The organism is Pantoea sp. S61, assembly GCF_016625145.1.
Taxonomy (GTDB): Bacteria; Pseudomonadota; Gammaproteobacteria; order Enterobacterales; family Enterobacteriaceae; genus Pantoea; species Pantoea rwandensis_B.
Genome location: NZ_JACVUO010000009.1, coordinates 155,279 through 173,296, shown reverse-complemented (window position 1 = coordinate 173,296; position 18,018 = coordinate 155,279). Strand labels below are relative to the sequence as shown.

The 18,018-nt window shown below is 54.1% G+C and carries 18 protein-coding genes and 1 pseudogene; 7 read left to right on the top strand and 12 right to left on the bottom strand.

Annotation, left to right across the window (positions count from 1 at the left end; genetic code table 11):
• Positions 1 to 113 precede the first annotated feature (113 nt).
• Both IAE30_RS17760 and rlmC read left to right on the top strand, forming a co-directional pair.
• On the top strand, positions 114 to 578 hold the full coding sequence (locus tag IAE30_RS17760) for a YbjO family protein (protein ID WP_038647873.1): 465 nt from the start codon (positions 114 to 116) through the stop codon (positions 576 to 578).
• 48 nt (positions 579 to 626) lie between these two features.
• Positions 627 to 1,763: a 23S rRNA (uracil(747)-C(5))-methyltransferase RlmC gene (gene rlmC / locus IAE30_RS17755; RefSeq protein WP_038647871.1), complete on the top strand. Its 1,137-nt coding sequence runs from the start codon at positions 627 to 629 to the stop codon at positions 1,761 to 1,763.
• 63 nt (positions 1,764 to 1,826) lie between these two features.
• Here rlmC and artJ (IAE30_RS17750) read toward each other — a convergent pair whose 3' ends face one another.
• From artJ (IAE30_RS17750) to IAE30_RS17725, 6 genes are all read right to left on the bottom strand, one after another.
• Positions 1,827 to 2,558 (bottom strand): arginine ABC transporter substrate-binding protein, encoded by a 732-nt coding sequence (gene artJ, locus IAE30_RS17750; protein ID WP_200537189.1) that lies wholly within the window; start codon positions 2,556 to 2,558, stop codon positions 1,827 to 1,829.
• 186 nt (positions 2,559 to 2,744) lie between these two features.
• Positions 2,745 to 3,413 (bottom strand): arginine ABC transporter permease ArtM, encoded by a 669-nt coding sequence (artM, locus tag IAE30_RS17745; RefSeq protein WP_038647867.1) that lies wholly within the window; start codon positions 3,411 to 3,413, stop codon positions 2,745 to 2,747.
• 3 nt (positions 3,414 to 3,416) lie between these two features.
• Positions 3,417 to 4,130, bottom strand: coding sequence for an arginine ABC transporter permease ArtQ (artQ, locus tag IAE30_RS17740; RefSeq protein ID WP_038647865.1), 714 nt, complete (start codon positions 4,128 to 4,130; stop codon positions 3,417 to 3,419).
• Positions 4,131 to 4,136: 6 nt separating this feature from the next.
• Positions 4,137 to 4,868, bottom strand: coding sequence for an arginine ABC transporter substrate-binding protein (artJ, locus tag IAE30_RS17735; protein ID WP_038647863.1), 732 nt, complete (start codon positions 4,866 to 4,868; stop codon positions 4,137 to 4,139).
• Positions 4,869 to 4,883: 15 nt separating this feature from the next.
• Positions 4,884 to 5,612, bottom strand: a complete 729-nt coding sequence (gene artP / locus IAE30_RS17730; protein WP_200680501.1) for an arginine ABC transporter ATP-binding protein ArtP — start codon at positions 5,610 to 5,612, stop codon at positions 4,884 to 4,886.
• A 239-nt stretch (positions 5,613 to 5,851) separates the two neighbouring features.
• Positions 5,852 to 6,391, bottom strand: a complete 540-nt coding sequence (locus tag IAE30_RS17725) for a lipoprotein (RefSeq protein ID WP_200537190.1) — start codon at positions 6,389 to 6,391, stop codon at positions 5,852 to 5,854.
• Positions 6,392 to 6,488: 97 nt separating this feature from the next.
• Between IAE30_RS17725 and IAE30_RS17720 the strand changes: the two genes are divergently transcribed.
• Both IAE30_RS17720 and IAE30_RS17715 read left to right on the top strand, forming a co-directional pair.
• Positions 6,489 to 6,809, top strand: a complete 321-nt coding sequence (locus IAE30_RS17720; RefSeq protein ID WP_038647859.1) for a heavy metal-binding domain-containing protein — start codon at positions 6,489 to 6,491, stop codon at positions 6,807 to 6,809.
• Complete coding sequence (locus tag IAE30_RS17715; protein ID WP_200680500.1) at positions 6,809 to 7,633, top strand: N-acetylmuramoyl-L-alanine amidase; 825 nt, start codon at positions 6,809 to 6,811, stop codon at positions 7,631 to 7,633. The genes IAE30_RS17720 and IAE30_RS17715 overlap by 1 nt, the downstream gene beginning before the upstream one ends.
• A 163-nt stretch (positions 7,634 to 7,796) precedes the next feature.
• Here the strand turns inward: IAE30_RS17715 and ltaE are convergent, their stop codons facing one another.
• The 3 genes from ltaE to IAE30_RS17700 form a co-directional block, all read right to left on the bottom strand.
• A complete protein-coding gene (gene ltaE, locus IAE30_RS17710) occupies positions 7,797 to 8,795 on the bottom strand; it encodes a low-specificity L-threonine aldolase (protein WP_200680498.1) in 999 nt (332 codons plus the stop codon).
• A 69-nt stretch (positions 8,796 to 8,864) separates the two neighbouring features.
• On the bottom strand, positions 8,865 to 10,586 hold the full coding sequence (gene poxB / locus IAE30_RS17705; RefSeq protein WP_200680497.1) for a ubiquinone-dependent pyruvate dehydrogenase: 1,722 nt from the start codon (positions 10,584 to 10,586) through the stop codon (positions 8,865 to 8,867).
• Between the two features lie 110 nt (positions 10,587 to 10,696).
• A complete protein-coding gene (locus IAE30_RS17700) occupies positions 10,697 to 11,593 on the bottom strand; it encodes a lysine exporter LysO family protein (protein ID WP_200537193.1) in 897 nt (298 codons plus the stop codon).
• A 135-nt stretch (positions 11,594 to 11,728) separates the two neighbouring features.
• Between IAE30_RS17700 and IAE30_RS17695 the strand changes: the two genes are divergently transcribed.
• Positions 11,729 to 13,369, top strand: a complete 1,641-nt coding sequence (locus tag IAE30_RS17695) for an ATP-dependent endonuclease (RefSeq protein ID WP_200680522.1) — start codon at positions 11,729 to 11,731, stop codon at positions 13,367 to 13,369.
• Between the two features lie 89 nt (positions 13,370 to 13,458).
• On the opposite strand, the gene cspD is transcribed toward IAE30_RS17695, so the two are convergent.
• Positions 13,459 to 13,680, bottom strand: a complete 222-nt coding sequence (gene cspD / locus IAE30_RS17690; RefSeq protein ID WP_038647847.1) for a cold shock-like protein CspD — start codon at positions 13,678 to 13,680, stop codon at positions 13,459 to 13,461.
• A 322-nt stretch (positions 13,681 to 14,002) separates the two neighbouring features.
• Here cspD and clpS point away from each other — a divergent pair, with 322 nt between their 5' ends.
• Positions 14,003 to 14,323 (top strand): ATP-dependent Clp protease adapter ClpS, encoded by a 321-nt coding sequence (gene clpS / locus IAE30_RS17685; RefSeq protein ID WP_034820663.1) that lies wholly within the window; start codon positions 14,003 to 14,005, stop codon positions 14,321 to 14,323.
• Positions 14,324 to 14,378: 55 nt separating this feature from the next.
• Complete coding sequence (gene clpA / locus IAE30_RS17680) at positions 14,379 to 16,658, top strand: ATP-dependent Clp protease ATP-binding subunit ClpA (protein WP_034820660.1); 2,280 nt, start codon at positions 14,379 to 14,381, stop codon at positions 16,656 to 16,658.
• Positions 16,659 to 16,753: 95 nt separating this feature from the next.
• Here the strand turns inward: clpA and infA are convergent, their stop codons facing one another.
• Together infA and aat are read right to left on the bottom strand one after the other, a co-directional pair.
• On the bottom strand, positions 16,754 to 16,972 hold the full coding sequence (infA, locus tag IAE30_RS17675) for a translation initiation factor IF-1 (protein WP_002211347.1): 219 nt from the start codon (positions 16,970 to 16,972) through the stop codon (positions 16,754 to 16,756).
• 349 nt (positions 16,973 to 17,321) lie between these two features.
• Positions 17,322 to 18,014, bottom strand: a pseudogene (gene aat / locus IAE30_RS17670) (leucyl/phenylalanyl-tRNA--protein transferase).
• Positions 18,015 to 18,018: the final 4 nt, after the last annotated feature.

The window sequence follows — 18,018 nt, the reverse complement described above, 5'->3', positions numbered from 1 at the left end:
CCAGTCACTTACTTAGGTAAGCTCCTGAGGATTCGCACACTTGCCGCCTTGCTAAAACGTGAATTATTTTGGGGTAAGACTTGCCCGTTTTTTTATGGTTACGGAGTCAAACCATGTCGGAAACCCTCAAAAACGCGATGGCCAATTCAACGCCTGCACCAGTGATGGTCGCGGGGATCGCCATCATTGCCACACGCTGTCTCAGCGTGCTGATGCTGGCCAATGAGCTGGGTTACGACGAAATAGCCAACTTTGTCCACCGCAGTGCACAGGCGTGGGATTCCACACTGATTTTTATCGCCAGTCAGCTGATCTTTCTGTTTGAACTGCGCTGTGCTTTTACCCTGCTGCGTGGCAGCAATCGCGGACGCTGGGGTTATGTGGTGGCGCAAATTATTGTGCTCGGTTACATGCTCATGGCATCTGTCGGCTGGATCTACCCGGAAATTTTCAGTATTCCTGGTGAAACCAATGCGCAGATCATTCATCACACGTTGATGCAAAAAGTACCGGATGCACTGGTGTTGCTGCTACTGTTTGTGCCGGCCAGCAGCCGCGCTTTTTTCCGCGCCCGGTGATACAATCGGCCCCCGTTTTTCTCCCGATTTTGATATACAGGCCTTTCCATGTATTGCGCGCTTTATGATGCCGGTCGCTGTCGTTCATGCCAGTGGCTGGAGAAACCCTATCCGCAGCAGCTCAGCGAGAAGCAGTCGCTGCTCGAGCAGTTGCTGTCGCAGACCGCGGTGGCAGAATATTTACCGCCGGTGACATCGCCGCTGCAGGGTTTTCGTAATAAAGCCAAAATGGTGGTGAGCGGCAGCGTCGAACGGCCGATTTTCGGCATGATGGCGCGTGATGGCGAACCGGTGGATCTGTGTGATTGCCCACTCTATCCCGCCAGCTTTGCGCCAGTGTTTGATGTGCTAAAACCCTTTATTGCCCGCGCTGGATTGACACCCTATAACGTGGCGCGTCAACGCGGCGAACTGAAATTCCTGTTGCTTACCGAGAGTTCGCAAGGTGGGATGATGCTGCGGTTTGTGCTGCGATCCACCCGCAAGCTGGAGCAGTTGCGCGCGGCTTTACCCTGGTTGCAGCAGCAGTTGCCGCAGTTGAAAGTGATCTCCGCCAATATCCAGCCAGTACATATGGCGATTTTGGAAGGGGAAGAAGAGATTGCTTTGACGCCCGATCAGGCACTGGCAGAATGTTTCAATCAGGTCCCGCTGTATATTCGTCCGCAGAGTTTCTTTCAGACCAACCCGCAGGTCGCAGCAGATCTGTATGCCACGGCGCGTGATTGGGTCGCAGAGTTGCCGGTGACCAGTATGTGGGATCTGTTCTGCGGCGTAGGCGGTTTCGGTTTGCATTGTGCCACGCCCGAGATGCAGCTGACCGGTATTGAAATCAATGCGGAAGCCATTGCCTGTGCGCAGCAATCGGCTGAACAGTTGGGTCTCGATAAAGTGAGTTTCGCCGCGCTGGATTCGACCCGGTTCGCGACATCGCATGAACAGGTGCCACAGCTGGTGCTGGTTAATCCGCCGCGTCGCGGTATTGGGGCTGAGCTGTGTGCTTATCTCAGTGAAATGGCGCCAGACTACATTCTCTATTCAAGCTGCAATCCCACTACGATGGCGCAGGATATTGCACGCCTGGCAGATTACGCGGTGAGCCGCGTCCAGCTGTTTGATATGTTTCCACACACGGCACACTTTGAAGTGCTAACGCTGCTGATTAAGAAGGGTGGAGCCACGTAGCCACCGCCTGAACGGAGGACGTGCAGAACCTGTCAGGTGGCACGCCACGCGGCTCCATAATGCTTATTCCGGGAACCACTTCTGGTTGATTTGCTGCCAAGTGCCATCGGCTTTCAGCGCCACCAGTGCGTCATTCATCTCTTTCAACAACGCTGCATTGCCTTTACGCACCGCAATGCCTAAGCCAGTGCCAAAGTATTCGGTATCAGTGATATGTTCACCCACAGGGCTGAGATCGTCGTTGGCTTTCAGCCACTGATTGACCACCGCGCTATCACCAAACACGCCGTTCAGACGACCATTTTTCAGGTCGAGAATCGCGTTCTGATAACTGTCGTAAGACACGGCGATCACTTCTGGATGTTTCTCCAGCAGGTATTTCTGGTGCGTAGTGCCGTTTTCTACCCCTACACGCTTACCTTTCAACTGGCTAAAGTCGGTGAACTGTGCCTTTTGGGCAATCACAATCGCGGAGTTGGCGTAGTAAGGCTGAGTGAAATCGACCTGTTTGCTGCGCTCTGCCGTGATGTCCATGCCTGAGATGACCGCATCGTAACGACGGAACTTCAGCGAAGGGATCAGACTGTCAAACGCGTTATTGGTGAAGGTGCAATCCGCTTTCATTTGCTGACATAAGGCTTTAGCCAGGTCGATATCGAAGCCAACGATTTGGTTGTCGTGGTCGAGGGATTCAAACGGGGGATAGGTCGCAGAAGAGGCGAAACGAATTTTTTCCGCCGCATAAGCATTCATTGCCAGTGTTGCCAGCGCCGCAGCAACAATCCATTTTTTCATTATGTGACTCCTGTAAACCATGCCAGAGATAGAACGGATTACACGATGCCAGCAAATGAATTTATATGCAAATAATATGATTAAAAAATTACATATGTTGTTGGGGTGTAGCAGCGCGAGATATGACGCGTTTGTCCACAACACTTTCATCTCAGACAAACGCGATAAATCGCGCCACGACAGCAATCAATTGCGGTGTTCGAATGCCAGTGCGCGCTTTTCGATTAAACGCATCATCAGCGTGAGCAAACCGTTGACCACCAGATAGATCAGCCCGGCAGCGGCATACACCGTGATGTCATAGGTGCGTCCATACAGCAACTGACCGTGTCCCATCACTTCCATCAACGTAATGGTGTACGCCAGTGAGGTACTTTTAAAAACCAGCACCACTTCGTTTGAGTAAGAAGATAGCGCACGTTTAAACGCATACGGCAGCAGGATACGCAGCGTGTCTTTGCGATTCATACCCAGCGCAGCGCAGGATTGCCACTGCCCGGAGGGGATAGCGCGAACTGCACCGTAGAACAGTTGAGTGGTATAGGCTGCACTGTTGAGCGACAGCGCAATCAGCGCGCAAAGCCAGGGCTGTGATAGCAGATGCCATAACCACGGCACATTTTGAATGCTGGGAAACTGGCCTGGGCCGTAATAAATCAGGAAGATTTGCACCAGCAGTGGGGTGCCGGTAAATACCGTGATGTAGCCTTTTACCAGCCAGTTCAGCACCGGGACTTTCAGTGAAAGCACGATGGTGCACAGCAGCGACAGCAGCAGCGCGGCAATCAGTGATGCCACCGTTAAGGTCAGACTGGTATGCAACCCTTTCAGGAGCTCGGGTAAGTAATCCAGCATGCGTCAGGCTCCCCGTTCAAAACGCGTGGTGCGCGATTCAATACGGCGCAGTATCGCCTGACTGAACAGCGTAATAATCAGGTAGACGGCCGCAGCCACCAGATACCAGGTAAAGGGTTCTTGTGTGCGCGTAGCAATGCTTTTGGTTTGCAGCATGATGTCATTCACGCTAATCAGCGACACCAACGCAGTATCTTTCAGTAACACCAACCACTGATTGCCAAGCCCCGGCAGCGCATGACGCCACATTTGCGGCATGATCAGGCGGAAAAAAATCGCCGACTTCTTCATACCCAACGCCTGGCCGGATTCCCATTGGCCCACAGGCACGGCTTTCAGTGCGCCGCGCAACGTTTGGGAGGCATAGGCAGAATAAAGCATCGCGAGGGCAATCACACCGCACAGGAAGGGGCTGACGTCGAAGTTTTCAATCTGTACCTGCACGGGAATGCTGAACAAGCCCAGATTGATATGGAAGCCATCGGATAAGGTCAGTAGCAGCTGTGAGGCACCAAAGTAGACAAACAGCACCACCAGAATTTCCGGCAGGCCACGGATCAGCGTCACCAGCGCGGTACCGATCCACGCCAGCGGTTTCCAGCGGACAGTTTCCCAGCCAGCAAAAATCATCGCCAGCACAAGGCCGGCGATCAGTGCACAAACAGCAAGGCCGACAGTCATGCCGGCGGCGCTTGCGAGTGGAATCATTTCATTCATCAGGGATTACTGCTGGAACCATTTGTTGTAGATGGTTTTGTAGGTGCCGTCAGCTTTGATCTTTTCCAGGGCGGTGTTGAATTTGCCCTGCAGCTCGGTGTTGCCCTGACGGACGGCGATACCCAGACCGGTACCGAAGTAATCTTTATCTGTGACTTTCTCACCCAGTGGTGCGAGGTTGGCATTCTGTTTCAGCCATTCGTTCACCACGGCGGTGTCACCAAATACCGCATCAATACGACCATTTTTCAGGTCCAGAACCGCGTTCTGGTAGCTGTCGTAAGGCACAACGGTGATGTCGCTGTGTTTATCAGACAGATATTTCTGGTGCGTGGTGCCGTTCTGAACGCCAACGCGTTTACCTTTCAGCGCATCAACGTTCGCCAGCTTGCCTTTCTGGGCAATAAAGATCGCGGAATTATCGTAGTAAGGCTTGGAGAACAGCACCTGCTTTTCACGCTCTGGAGTGATATCCATACCCGCCATTACGGCGTCAAAACGACGGAATTTCAGGCTTGGGATCAGGCTGTCAAACGCCTGATTAGTGAAAGTACAGGTCGCATCAATCTCTTTACACAGCGCATTGGCCAGATCGACATCGAAGCCCTGAATCTTGTTGTCAGAGTCGACAAATTCAAATGGAGGATATGAAGCTTCGGTGGCAAAACGCAGGGTTTGCGCAGCAGAAGCGCTGAGGCTCAGACCGGCAAGCAGTGCAGCAAGTACGACTTTTTTCATTAGATGCATCCTGACTTAGTGCGAAAGATAATGTGCAAACGCTTCGGTTTGCGGCTGTGTAAAGTGGCTGGCATCGCCTTGCTCAACGATATGGCCGTTCTCCATGTACACCACGCGGCTGGCGGTTTTACGCGCCACTTCGACTTCGTGGGTCACAATCACCTGAGTGATATGCGTCTGTGCCAGCTCACGAATGATGCTGACGATCTGCGCGGTGATTTCAGGGTCGAGGGCGGCGGTGGGTTCGTCAAACAACAGCACCTGCGGCTCCATCATCAACGCGCGGGCAATCGCCACACGCTGTTGCTGGCCACCGGAAAGATGCAAGGGAAAACGATCGGCAAAAGGGGTCAGACGCAGACGTTCCAGCAGTTTATCAGCGCGCGCGCGCGCGGCTTCTTTGCTGAGACCGAGCACGCGACACGGTGCTTCAATCAGATTCTGCACCACGCTGAGGTGCGGCCACAGATTGTATTGCTGGAACACCATGCCCACGTTTTGGCGCAGTTCACGAATAGCGCTGTCTGATGGCGCTTTGCTGAAGTCGAAGTGATTCCCGGCAATCTGCAGGCTGCCGGAACGCGGCTGCTCCAGCAGATTGAGGACGCGCAGGAGCGAACTTTTACCCGCGCCACTCGGCCCGAGCAACACCAGCGTCTCTCCCTGCGGGCAAGCCAGGTTGATATCAAACAGTGCCTGATGGGCACCGTAAAAACAGTTTATGGCGTTTAGTTGAATACTCATGCGCAAAAAATGAATAGTAATTAGTGCCGCGGATCTTAACGTCACCAGAATAGTTATGCAATTGTGGTGGGTTAAAATTTATTAAACAGCAGTGAAGTCCCCAAAGCGTAGCACAATATCGCGCCGGTCAACGCCGGGAAGGGCTCGCTGGCTGCAATTTATTGATGAAAAATTAACAAAAAACGCCGCAAAGATGCGGCGCGCTTATGTTTAGAACTGAGTGCGGTAAAACTAAACAGCTATTTCTTCTCTTCCAGCAGTTGGCTGAGCGACCCGCCACCTGCGTGCGGCCAGTCACCGACGTAGCGAATATCATCCACAGCCCAGCAGGTGCCTTCATGAATCATCAATACCTCGTCATGCCAGCTTTTACCCTCGCGACTCAAATCGACGCGCAGTGGAATATTACGTGCATCGCGATTAGGAATGGTTGAGGCGCTGGCAACTTCCGCCGACGTTGGACCCTGCGCGAGGCTGGAGAACAGATCGCCCTGGCTCCACGAGGCAGGTTTGCTGCTCTGCGTGCTGGCGCTCAGCAGTTTTTGATACAGGTGATCGCTCAGGTAAGGGCGATATTTTGCCAGCGTGGTGCTATCGGGCAGACCCTGGCCGGGCTGGCTGATGCGTAAATCGTAAAACTGCTGCGCGACGCTATCTGGGCCACCGTCGACACAGCTGGCAGTGCGCGGTCCGTTATCTTTGATCACCGGTTCGACGGTGGTACAGGCACTGAGCAGTAACGCAGCGGGAACAAGCAGCGCAAAGGCATTGTTTCTCATCTCGATTTCCTTATTGTTCACTGGCAAAGCGTCATTTTTAGCATAGAGTATAGTCTCGCTTTTACGCCGTACGAGCTGTTCACCTCAGGAGAGAAAAATGAAATTTTCCACCACGCCCACGTTAGAAGGGCACAGCATCAGTGAATATTGCGGTGTGGTTACCGGTGAAGCGATTCTCGGGGCCAATATTTTTCGCGACTTCTTTGCCGGGATTCGCGATATCGTCGGTGGTCGTTCCGGAGCTTATGAAAAAGAGCTGCGCAAAGCGCGGCAGATTGCATTTGAAGAGCTGGAAGAGCAAGCAAAGGCGCTGGGTGCGAATGCGGTCGTGGGCATTGATATCGATTATGAAACCGTGGGCAAAGACAGTAGCATGCTGATGGTCAGCGTGACCGGAACGGCTGTGATCATTCGCTGATGCGGGTCGTTGTCGCTTTGATGATGGCGCTGCTGCTCAGCGCCTGCCACTCCTCGCTGGAATCAAGACAGGGTTATTGGGTCGATACCGCGCATCCGGCACAGGGCGCGCGGCCTCGTATCAAAGTGGTGGTGATTCACTATACCGCCGAAGATCTGCCTTCCTCACTGGCCACGCTGACCGATCGCGAAGTCAGCGCACACTATCTCATTCCACAGCAGCCCGCGCAGAAACGGGGCAAGGGTGTGATCTGGCAACTGGTGCCGGAGCCTGAGCTGGCGTGGCATGCCGGGCCGAGTTTCTGGCGCGGTGCGACCCGCATCAATGACACGTCGATTGGTATCGAGATCGTCAATCGTGGTTATACGCGGACATTAACTGGCGTGGAGTGGCAGCCGTTTACGCCAGCGCAAATCAGCTTGCTGGTGGCGCTGGTGAAAGATATCACGCAGCGCTATGCCATTACGCCAGAGAACCTGGTGGGGCACAGCGATATCGCGCCGCAGCGGAAGCAGGATCCTGGCCCGCTGTTCCCCTGGCAGCAGTTGGCGGAGCAGGGACTGGGCGCATGGCCCGATCGCGACACGGTACAGCGTTATTTGAACGGGCACGCGGCGGGTGCGCCCATCGATCAGGCCGAGCTGCTGGATGCGCTGCAGCGCTATGGTTATGACGTCAATTCAGCGAATACCCCGCAAATGCAGCGTAAGCTGATCGCGGCGTTTCAGATGCACTTCCGTGCGCGGGATTATCGAGGCATCGCCGATGCAGAAACGCTGGCGATAGCCCGAGCGTTACTGGCGAAATACGGCGCAGCGCAGTGATGAAACGGTGTATGACATCGCCGATGCAGAAACGCTGGCAATAGCACAGGCGTGACTGGCGAAGAACGGTACGGCACGGTGATGTAAAGCTGAAGTAGGGTGCTCGCCAGGGTGAACTTGTGGACGGCCCGAAGACCGTCTCTGTAAGGCAACCTGAGCTCTGTTACGCTAAAAACGCCTGCCAGCGTGCAACCAGACGTTGTAAATCCTGACGGCTGACATCGAGGTGGGTGGCAATACGTGTGACCGGGCCTACGCTCATCAACACATTGCCGGAGTGCATCCAGCTTTTCAGTGCGTCCACCTGATCCGCCGGTACTTTCACAAACAGCATGTTGGTGTGCTGATTCAGTACCTCTACGCCAATCGCGCTAAGCTGCTCCGCCAGCCAGGCGGCATTGTCATGATCTTCTTTCAGGCGCGCCACATTGTGCTTCAGTGCGTACAGACCCGCCGCGGCCAGGATGCCTGCCTGACGCATGCCGCCACCGGTCATTTTACGCCAGCGACGAGCTTGCTCAATATAGGCTTCATCACCGCACAGCAGTGAACCGACCGGCGTGCCCAGCCCTTTGGACAGGCAGATGGTCAGCGTATCGCAATAGCGCGCGATATCTTTCAGCTCAACATTTTGCGCCACCACGGCATTGAAAATGCGGGCGCCATCAATGTGCAGCGCCAGTTTGTGCTCACGCGTCAGCTTCCACGCTTGCTCCAGATAGCTCTGCGACAGCACTTTGCCGTGATGGGTGTTTTCCAGACTTAGCAGGCGCGTGCGCGCAAAATGGATGTCATCCGGTTTGATGGCGGCAACAATATCCGCCAGCGGCAGCGATCCATCTTCGGCATGAGAAATAGGCTGAGGCTGAATGCTGCCCAGCACCGCCGCGCCACCCGCTTCGTATTTGTAGTTATGTGCCTGCTGGCCGACGATATATTCATCGCCGCGCTGGCAGTGACAGAGCAGTGCCACCAGGTTGGCCTGGGTCCCGGTAGGGAAGAACAGCGCAGCGGCTTTGCCACTCAGGCGTGCGGCCTCGCGTTCCAGCGCATTGACGGTGGGATCGTCGCGATAGACATCATCGCCAGTTTCGGCGGCCATCATCGCATCCAGCATGGCGGCACTTGGGCGGGTTACGGTATCACTGCGTAAATCGATCACATCGCTCTCCTGAAACAAAAAAGCGGGCTGAGCGCCCGCGTTGTGAGTTATCTGGCCTGGTTATCCGTTTTACCTCAGCCAGTTAGTTTTCGCCAGTTCAACGATCTCATCGCCACGTCCATTCAGAATCGCGCGCAGCATATACAGGCTGAACCCTTTGGCCTGCTCGGCTTTGATCTGCGGTGGCATCGAGAGCTCTTCCTTAGCGGTAATCGCATCGATTAGCACCGGACCATCATGTGCGAATGCCTGTTCCAGCGCGCTGTTAAGTTCAGAGGCTTTCTCGACGCGAAGGCCTTTAATGCCACAGGCGGTGGCAATCGCGGCAAAATCGGGGTTTTCCAGATCGGTGCCATCGGTGAGGTAGCCGCCCGCTTTCATTTCCATTGCCACAAAGCCCAGCACGCTGTTGTTGAAAATCACCAGCTTTACCGGCAGCTTTAACTGGGCGACGGAAATAAAATCGCCCATCAGCATACTGAAGCCACCATCCCCACACAGCGCCACGACCTGACGCTGCTTATCGATGGCCTGGGCGCCGAGCGCCTGTGGCATCGCGTTGGCCATCGAACCGTGGTTGAACGATCCCAGCAGGCGGCGCTTGCCGTTCATTTTCAGATAGCGCGCAGCCCACACCGTAGGTGTGCCCACATCACAAGTGAAAATCGCATCCTCGGCCGCGTAATGGCTAATTTGCTGTGCCAGATATTGCGGATGAATCGCTTGTTTATCATTGGCGGTGGCCAGGTCGTCCAGGCCTTTGCGCGCCTCTGCATAGTGTTCCAGCGCGCTGTCGAGATGGTGCCGATCGCTTTTGCTGGCGAGCTGAGGTTGCAGCGCCTGCAGTGTGGCTTTGATATCGCCAATCAGCGCCATGTTGACATGGCTATGCGCACCGAGGCTGGCGGGATTGATATCAATCTGGATGATATGGGCATCAGCCGGGTAAAACGGTCGATAAGGGAACTGTGTACCCAGTAGCACCAGCGTGTCGGCGTTCATCATGGCGTGATAACCGGATGAAAAGCCGATCAAGCCGGTCATGCCGACGTCGTAAGGATTATCATACTCGATGTGCTCTTTGCCGCGCATGGCGTGCACCACGGGCGCTTTCAGTATTTCTGCCAGCTGCACCACTTCAGCGTGAGCGCCAGCACAGCCGCTGCCGCACATCAGCGTGATATTTTTGGCATGGTTGAGCGTGTCGGCCAGCCGGGCAATTTCACTGGCGTTAGGCACAACATGGGGTAATTGCGGCGGATACCACTCGCTACGCGCCCCTTCCGGCGCCGGTTTCAGGGCAATGTCGCCCGGAAGCACGATGACCGATACACCACGATTGAGAATCGCTTTGCGCATGGCGATGCCGAGAACCTGCGGCAGTTGCTCAGGGTTGGACACCAGTTCGCAATAGTGACTGCATTCGCGGAAAAGCTCTTCCGGATGCGTTTCCTGGAAGTAACCGCTGCCGATTTCACTCGAGGGGATATGAGCCGCAATCGCCAGCACTGGCACATGGTTGCGGTGGCAGTCAAACAGCCCGTTAATCAGATGCAGGTTGCCTGGGCCGCAGGAACCGGCGCATACCGCCAGTTCACCGCTGATTTGCGCTTCAGCGCCTGCCGCAAAGGCCGCCACCTCTTCATGGCGAGTGGGCATCCATTCAATGGTGCCCATGCGATTCAGGCTGTCATTGAGTCCATTAAGAGAATCACCCGTGACACCCCAAATGCGTTTCACACCGGCGCTTTCCAGGGTTTTGGCCAGCAGTGCCGCCACAGTTTGCTTCATCGTTCGCTCCTTTCTGGTGTTTTGCCATCCGTCCCGATGGCGGAAACGTGTCAGTCAGAAAGCGTAGACGAAGGAAGGCGCGCGCAGCCGTGAAAAAATGCGCTCGGTGCTCAGGCGGAAAACAGCGCGATAAGAATCGGGGCCAGTAAACTCATGATAAAACCGTGCACGATCGCGGCCGGGACAATTTCCATGCCGCCGGTGCGTTGCAGAATCGGCAGGGTGAAATCCATTGAGGTGGCGCCACTCAAACCCAGCGTCATATTGCGCTGACGGCTGATCAACAGCGGGATCAGCATAATGGTGATCAGTTCACGCAGCAGATCGTTAAAGAAAGCGGCACTGCCAATCACCGGCCCAAACGATTCCGTCATGAGAATGCCGGAAAGCGAGTACCAGCCGAAGCCGCTGGCAAGCGCCAGGCCGGTTTTGATTGGCAAATCGAGCCATAATGCGGCCAGCATCCCACCAATTAAGGCGCTGCATAGCGACACCGCCGCCACCAGCATGCCGCGACGATTGAGCGTGATTTGACGCAAGGTCATGCCGCTGCTGCGCAGTTGAATGCCGACCAGGAACAACATCAGCATCAGGGCATATTCACTGATGGTTGATGCGTGGCGCAGAATTGACCATTGGCTTAATCCCAACAGGAATCCGCCCAGTACCGAGCCGCACAGCTTGAGGGATTCCAGCGCCATGTGCAGACGGGAAGGCAGGGCTTGCTGCTTGTGCGGGTGATGCCACGGCACGCGCTTCTCCAATAGCCAGAAAGCCATCAGGGAACAAGCGAGAATGCACAGCATACTGATCAAGGCGGTGTGAAAAATGGTGAGCAGATTACTGCTGAGGTTATCGAGGAAAGCGAGGCTGGTGCCCATAAAAAACAGGATGATGTACACCAGAGCGCTCAACAGGCGGGCGACGCCACGCAGCAGATTGGCACGGGTCACATGCAGTAAATAGCCAGCAATTAGTGGCAACAGAATGATGATTAAGCCATACATAGAGCGTTTCCATCCGTGGGAGAGGGCGGCAAGCTATCGGAAAAGAGTTGAAGTGTAAACCTTTTACCCATGCATTAACTTGACCAACTTAACGAGGCGAACCATGCTCAGGCAAAGCACTCAAGGGATGGCATGATGTTTCTGGAACATATCGATATTCGCGGTTTTCGTGGCATCAATCGGCTGTCGTTGCCACTCACCGATACCAATCTGCTGATTGGTGAAAATGCCTGGGGTAAATCCAGCCTGCTGGATGCGCTGACACTATTACTGGCGCCTGCGGCTGAACCTTATCAATTTACCGAACATGACTTTCACTTCCCACCGGGCGATCTGGAAGCCCGTCTGCGTCAGCTGCAACTGGTGTTTCGCTTTCGTGCACAAGCGGGCGATGACGAAGCGGTGTTCCAGCCTTTCTGGCAGCGTGATGAAAACGGGCGCTTTATCCGCTTTAGCACCCGTGCGCGCCGCAATGAGCATGGCGTGAAAACCACCTGGCGCTTCATCGACCAAAATGGCGATGTGCTGGCGATGGAAGGCACTGAGGCGGCGCTGGCGCATCTGCGTGCCTTCTATCCAGTGCTCAGACTACGCGATGCGCGCTTTGGCCGGCGTGGACGACACAGCAGCATCGATGCGGATCGCCGGGCTACGACGCTGAGTGAATTGTCACAGGAAGTCGAGAAATTAACCCGGGATTTGGTCGTGCAGCCACAGAATTTAAGTGACGATTTACTGCGTCAGGGCTTGCACACCATGCAGCAATTGCTGGAGCACTATTTCCTTGTGCAGCAACCGGGGGTCAGCGCGGCGCGTGTCGCACCTGAATTGCGCGACGGTTCGCAAGGCTGGCGCTCACTCGACAAGCTTAACCACCTGATTGCCGGAACGGAATCACGCAGTCGCCAGGTCATTTTATTGCGCATGTTCTCTTTACTGATTCAGGCGCACGGCAATGAAGCGCTGCCGCCGGGCGCTCACCCATTACTGCTGGTGGAGGATCCGGAAACGCGACTGCATCCGATTATGTTGTCAGTGGCGTGGAACCTGCTGGATTTAATGCCGCTGCAAAAAATCACCACCACCAATTCGGGGGAGCTGTTATCTCAGGTGCCGTTGAAGAATATTTGTCGCCTGGTGCGTGAACCCACACGCGTTGCGGCATGGCGGATTGGTCCTGAAGGATTGAGCGCAGAGGAGAGCCGCCGTATTGGATTTCATATCCGCGTGAATCGCCCCTCGGCACTCTTTGCCCGCTGCTGGTTACTGGTGGAGGGAGAAACGGAAGTGTGGATCATCAATGAACTGGCACGGCAGCGCGGCTACCATTTTGCCGCCGAAGGGGTCAAAGTCATCGAATTTGCGCAGTCTGGTCTTAAGCCGCTGTTGAAGTTTGCCAGACGCATGGGCATCGCCTGGCATGTGTTAACGGATGGCGACGAAGCGGGCAATAAGTATGCAGCCAGCGCCCGGAGCCAACTGCAGGAGCATGAACGGCAAGACGATCATCTGACGCAGTTCCCAGCCCCGGATATAGAGCATTTTCTCTATAAGCAAGGATTCAGCGATGTTTATCACGACATGGCGCACCTGCCGTTAAACGTGCCGATGAATGCGCGACGTATTATTACCAAAGCGATTCATCACAGCTCGAAACCCGAGCTGGCGATTGCGGTAGCCATGGCGGCGGCAGAGCGTGGGCCGCAGGCGATTCCCGCCTTGCTGGATCAGTTGTTTGCTCGCGTGATGTGGTTAGCACGCGGACGGGCGGATTGAGGTGCGGGAAAATTCGCAAAAGAAAAATGCCAGCGTCTGCGGCTGGCATTTTTTTTCGGGAGTGGTCAGAATGAATGAAGAGGCGCGCGTCAGGCGACTTGCGTGACTTCACAGGGCACAATCAAGCTGGCGTGATTGCCTTTTGGCCCTTCATGGACATCGAACTGAACCTGCTGGCCGGCCTTCAGCGTTCTGTATCCCTCCATCTGAATCGTGGAGTAGTGTGCGAAGATATCGTCGCCGCCGCCAATCGGACAGATAAAGCCGAAGCCCTTGGCGTTGTTGAACCATTTAACAGTACCCGTCTCCATGCTTTTACTTCCCTCGCAAGACATTTTGAACAGTAGGTGAGGTCATTGAAGCTGTGAGTCGAGTTTGTTTAAAACTCAATCAGCTTGTGTAAGTAGAATGTAGAGAAACGGTCCTTATCGTCAAGCAAACGGCCCTGGCGCACGGGGAGAAATTCATCAAAATTTGAGGCAGTTAACGCTATTGCAAATTTTGTGATACAGGTCGCGCATGGGCTTTTAGGACCGTTTTTTCTTAAGGGAAAGGTGGCTTGACAGACATGTTAAACTTAGGAATGGGCGCAGAAATGCGCGCAATCGTAACGCAGAATTTCGACGGAACATTATGGCAAACACAAACGACTGGCTTAATTTTGAACATTTAGCCGAAGATAAAGTACGCGAAGGGTTAAAGCCGCCTTCGATGTATAAAGTCATTCTGAATAATGACGATTATACACCTATGGAATTTGTTATTGACGTTCTGCAAAAGTTCTTTTCTTATGATGTTGAACGTGCAACGCAACTGATGTTGAAAGTTCACTACCACGGAAAGGCGATTTGTGGTGTATTCACTGCAGAAGTGGCGGAAACCAAAGTCGCCCAGGTGAACAATTACGCACGAGAGAATGAACATCCGTTGCTGTGTACGCTGGAAAAAGCCTGAGCCCGTCTCCATATAGGGGAAAGGTCGTCAGAGCGATAATTGGGGGAGGTGCCAAATGCTCAATCAAGAACTGGAACTCAGTTTAAACATGGCTTTCGCCAGAGCGCGCGAGCACCGTCATGAATTTATGACCGTCGAGCATCTGTTGCTGGCATTGCTCAGTAACCCGTCGGCCAGAGAGGCACTGGAAGCCTGTACGGTGGATATCGTGGCTCTGCGACAGGAACTCGAAGCCTTCATCGAACAAACCACACCGGTGCTGCCAGCCAGTGAAGAGGAGCGCGATACACAACCGACGCTCAGCTTCCAGCGCGTGTTGCAACGTGCGGTATTCCATGTCCAGTCATCCGGTCGCAGCGAAGTTGCAGGCGCGAACGTGCTGGTCGCCATTTTCAGCGAGCAGGAGTCACAAGCGGCTTACCTGCTGCGCAAACACGAAGTCAGCCGCCTCGATGTGGTGAACTTCATCTCCCATGGTACGCGTAAAGATGAGCCGGGCCAGCCGCAAAACAATGCGGAGAATCCGGTTAACGAAGAGCAAGCAGGCGGGGAGGAACGTATGGAAAACTTCACCACCAATCTTAATCAGCTTGCTCGTGTCGGCGGAATCGATCCGCTGATCGGCCGCGATAAAGAGCTGGAGCGTGCCATTCAGGTATTGTGCCGTCGACGTAAGAATAACCCGCTGCTGGTGGGTGAATCTGGCGTGGGTAAAACCGCCATTGCGGAAGGTCTGGCCTGGCGTATTGTGCAGGGCGATGTTCCGGAAGTGATGAAAGATTGCACCATCTACTCGCTGGATATCGGTTCGCTGCTTGCGGGTACCAAGTACCGTGGTGATTTTGAAAAACGTTTCAAAGCGCTGCTAAAACAGCTGGAACAAGATACCAGTAGCATCCTGTTTATTGATGAAATTCACACCATTATCGGTGCGGGTGCCGCTTCCGGTGGCCAGGTGGATGCCGCTAACCTGATCAAACCGTTGCTCTCCAGCGGGAAAATCCGCGTGATGGGTTCAACCACCTATCAGGAGTTCAGCAACATCTTTGAGAAGGACCGTGCGCTGGCGCGTCGTTTCCAGAAGATCGACATTACCGAACCTTCTGTCGAAGAAACCGTGCAGATTCTTAACGGCCTGAAACCGAAGTATGAAGCTCATCATGATGTGCGTTATACCGCGAAGGCGGTGCGTGCAGCCGTGGAACTGGCGGTGAAATACATCAACGATCGTCATTTGCCGGATAAGGCGATTGACGTGATCGATGAAGCCGGTGCGCGTGCGCGCCTGGTGCCGGTGAGTAAGCGTAAGAAAACGGTCAATGTGTCTGATATTGAATCTGTGGTGGCACGTATTGCGCGTATCCCAGAGCAAAGTGTGTCAGCCACCGATCGCGACACGCTGAAAAATCTCGGCGATCGTCTGAAAATGCTGGTGTTTGGCCAGGATAACGCGATTGAAGCACTGACTGAAGCCATCAAGATGAGCCGTGCCGGTCTCGGTCAGGATCGTAAACCGGTGGGGTCATTCCTGTTTGCTGGTCCAACCGGCGTCGGTAAAACCGAGGTGACGGTTCAGCTGGCGAAAGCCCTGGGGATTGAGCTGCTGCGTTTCGATATGTCCGAGTATATGGAGCGCCACACCGTTAGCCGTTTGATCGGTGCACCTCCGGGATATGTTGGTTTCGATCAGGGTGGTTTGCTCACCGATGCGGTGATTAAGCATCCACATGCGGTGGTGCTGCTGGATGAAATCGAGAAAGCGCACCCGGATGTCTTTAACCTGCTGTTGCAGGTGATGGATAACGGCATGCTGACCGATAACAACGGCCGCAAAGCGGACTTCCGCAATGTGGTGCTGGTGATGACCACCAACGCCGGTGTTCGCGAAACTGAACGTAAGTCGATTGGTTTGATTCAGCAGGACAACAGCACCGACGCGATGGAAGAGATCAAAAAGATCTTTACGCCAGAGTTCCGCAACCGTCTGGATAACATTATCTGGTTCCGTCATCTGGATACCGCGGTGATCCATCAGGTGGTGGATAAGTTCATCGTCGAGTTGCAAGCGCAACTGGATGCAAAAGGCGTCTCGCTGGAAGTCAGTGATGATGCTCGTGACTGGCTGGCGGATAAGGGTTATGACAAAGCGATGGGTGCCCGTCCAATGGCACGTGCGGTGCAGGAGAATCTGAAGAAACCACTGGCTAACGAACTGCTGTTTGGTTCATTAGTGGATGGCGGTTCAGTCTCGGTGGCGCTGGATAAAGAAAAAAACCAGTTGACCTACCATTTCCTGAGTGCGGAAAAACGCAAAACCGAAGGGACTGTGCACTGATGTGCTGAGTCGCAGATAAGAAAAGGCCGGATGAAAATCCGGCCTTTTTTTTCGCGCTCAGTTAATTGCCACAAACGCGAGATGTGGACAACAACTTAGCGACTACGGAAGACAATGCGGCCTTTGCTCAGGTCGTACGGGGTCAACTCGACAGTCACTTTGTCGCCCGTCAGGATGCGGATGTAGTTTTTGCGCATTTTACCGGAGATATGAGCGGTAACCACGTGCCCGTTTTCAAGTTCTACGCGGAACATGGTGTTAGGTAACGTATCCAGTACGGTACCTTGCATTTCAATATTGTCTTCTTTGGCCATCGAATCCTCTGGGGTGAACTACCAAACTGTTGAACCGGCAAGATAATGCCGAATTCCATGATTTATGTAAAGAACCGTTGGCAATTTTGCCAACGCTTCGCCGTGCGTCGCGCCATTGCGCGTGCATTACGGAAAAATTCGGGTGTTTTTATTGACGTCTGCGGGGGATTAGCGGGCTAAGAAGTTGTCGCAATCAGCATCAAGTGCACAACAGCAACAGCTTCGGGAAATGGATGAGATTCCCAACCTGGCAATTCCGGCTCGCCACAGCGAAGCGCGGACGACATACCAAACTCGCTTATTGTATCACTTTTGTCGGGAATTGTGTGCAAAACATCTGCGAGCTGGGTCAAAAAAGGGTTTGTGTTTGCCAGCAACCGCTTAAAACAGGCTGCCACGCCAGTGTTTGCACGTACTGTAAATAATCAACACGCGGGATTTCAACGGCGCCCAACGAAGCTGTATGTGGGTTAAGCACCTGGCAATCAATCAAGCGTCCCTGATGAGCGAGGAAATGCTGAGAGAAAACCCATAGCGCGGTTTTTGAGGCATTTTCCTGGCGGCTGAACATCGACTCACCACAAAAGATCTGCCCAAGTGCCAGGCCATACATGCCGCCCACCAGTCAATTATCACTCCAGACCTCAATCGAATGCGCGTGACCCAGTTCATACAAGCGTAGCCACGCACGTTTCACTTCAAAGGTGATCCAGGTGCCTTCTTGTCTGCCGCTGGCACAGCCTTCCAGTACCTGCGGGAAGGCATGATTCATAGTGACGCGAAAAGGCGAACGGCGATGAAAACGCGCCATGCTGCGGCTGAGATGAAAAGATTCCGGAAGCATCACGGCACGCGGATCGGGCGACCACCATAGAATCGGATCGCCGGGTGAAAACCAGGGGAAAATGCCGCGCTGATAGGCGTTCATCAGTCGGGCAGGGGAGAGGTCGCCGCCCATCGCCAATAATCCATTCGGCTCGCGCAGCGCCATCTCCGGCGGAGGAAAATTTAATGAATCCCGTGAAAGTTGTACCAGTCTCATTGCG

Coding starts and splice junctions, on each gene's coding strand:
- IAE30_RS17700 (WP_200537193.1), bottom strand. CDS start 11,593: ATGTATGGCTTAATCATCATTCTGTTGCCACTAATTGCTGGCTATTTA.
- artP (WP_200680501.1), bottom strand. CDS start 5,612: ATGAGTATTCAACTAAACGCCATAAACTGTTTTTACGGTGCCCATCAG.
- poxB (WP_200680497.1), bottom strand. CDS start 10,586: ATGAAGCAAACTGTGGCGGCACTGCTGGCCAAAACCCTGGAAAGCGCC.
- artJ (WP_200537189.1), bottom strand. CDS start 2,558: ATGAAAAAATGGATTGTTGCTGCGGCGCTGGCAACACTGGCAATGAAT.
- IAE30_RS17695 (WP_200680522.1), top strand. CDS start 11,729: ATGTTTCTGGAACATATCGATATTCGCGGTTTTCGTGGCATCAATCGG.
- IAE30_RS17715 (WP_200680500.1), top strand. CDS start 6,809: ATGCGGGTCGTTGTCGCTTTGATGATGGCGCTGCTGCTCAGCGCCTGC.
- artM (WP_038647867.1), bottom strand. CDS start 3,413: ATGCTGGATTACTTACCCGAGCTCCTGAAAGGGTTGCATACCAGTCTG.
- cspD (WP_038647847.1), bottom strand. CDS start 13,680: ATGGAGACGGGTACTGTTAAATGGTTCAACAACGCCAAGGGCTTCGGC.
- IAE30_RS17725 (WP_200537190.1), bottom strand. CDS start 6,391: ATGAGAAACAATGCCTTTGCGCTGCTTGTTCCCGCTGCGTTACTGCTC.
- infA (WP_002211347.1), bottom strand. CDS start 16,972: ATGGCCAAAGAAGACAATATTGAAATGCAAGGTACCGTACTGGATACG.
- clpS (WP_034820663.1), top strand. CDS start 14,003: ATGGCAAACACAAACGACTGGCTTAATTTTGAACATTTAGCCGAAGAT.
- artQ (WP_038647865.1), bottom strand. CDS start 4,130: ATGAATGAAATGATTCCACTCGCAAGCGCCGCCGGCATGACTGTCGGC.
- IAE30_RS17720 (WP_038647859.1), top strand. CDS start 6,489: ATGAAATTTTCCACCACGCCCACGTTAGAAGGGCACAGCATCAGTGAA.
- clpA (WP_034820660.1), top strand. CDS start 14,379: ATGCTCAATCAAGAACTGGAACTCAGTTTAAACATGGCTTTCGCCAGA.
- artJ (WP_038647863.1), bottom strand. CDS start 4,868: ATGAAAAAAGTCGTACTTGCTGCACTGCTTGCCGGTCTGAGCCTCAGC.
- IAE30_RS17760 (WP_038647873.1), top strand. CDS start 114: ATGTCGGAAACCCTCAAAAACGCGATGGCCAATTCAACGCCTGCACCA.
- rlmC (WP_038647871.1), top strand. CDS start 627: ATGTATTGCGCGCTTTATGATGCCGGTCGCTGTCGTTCATGCCAGTGG.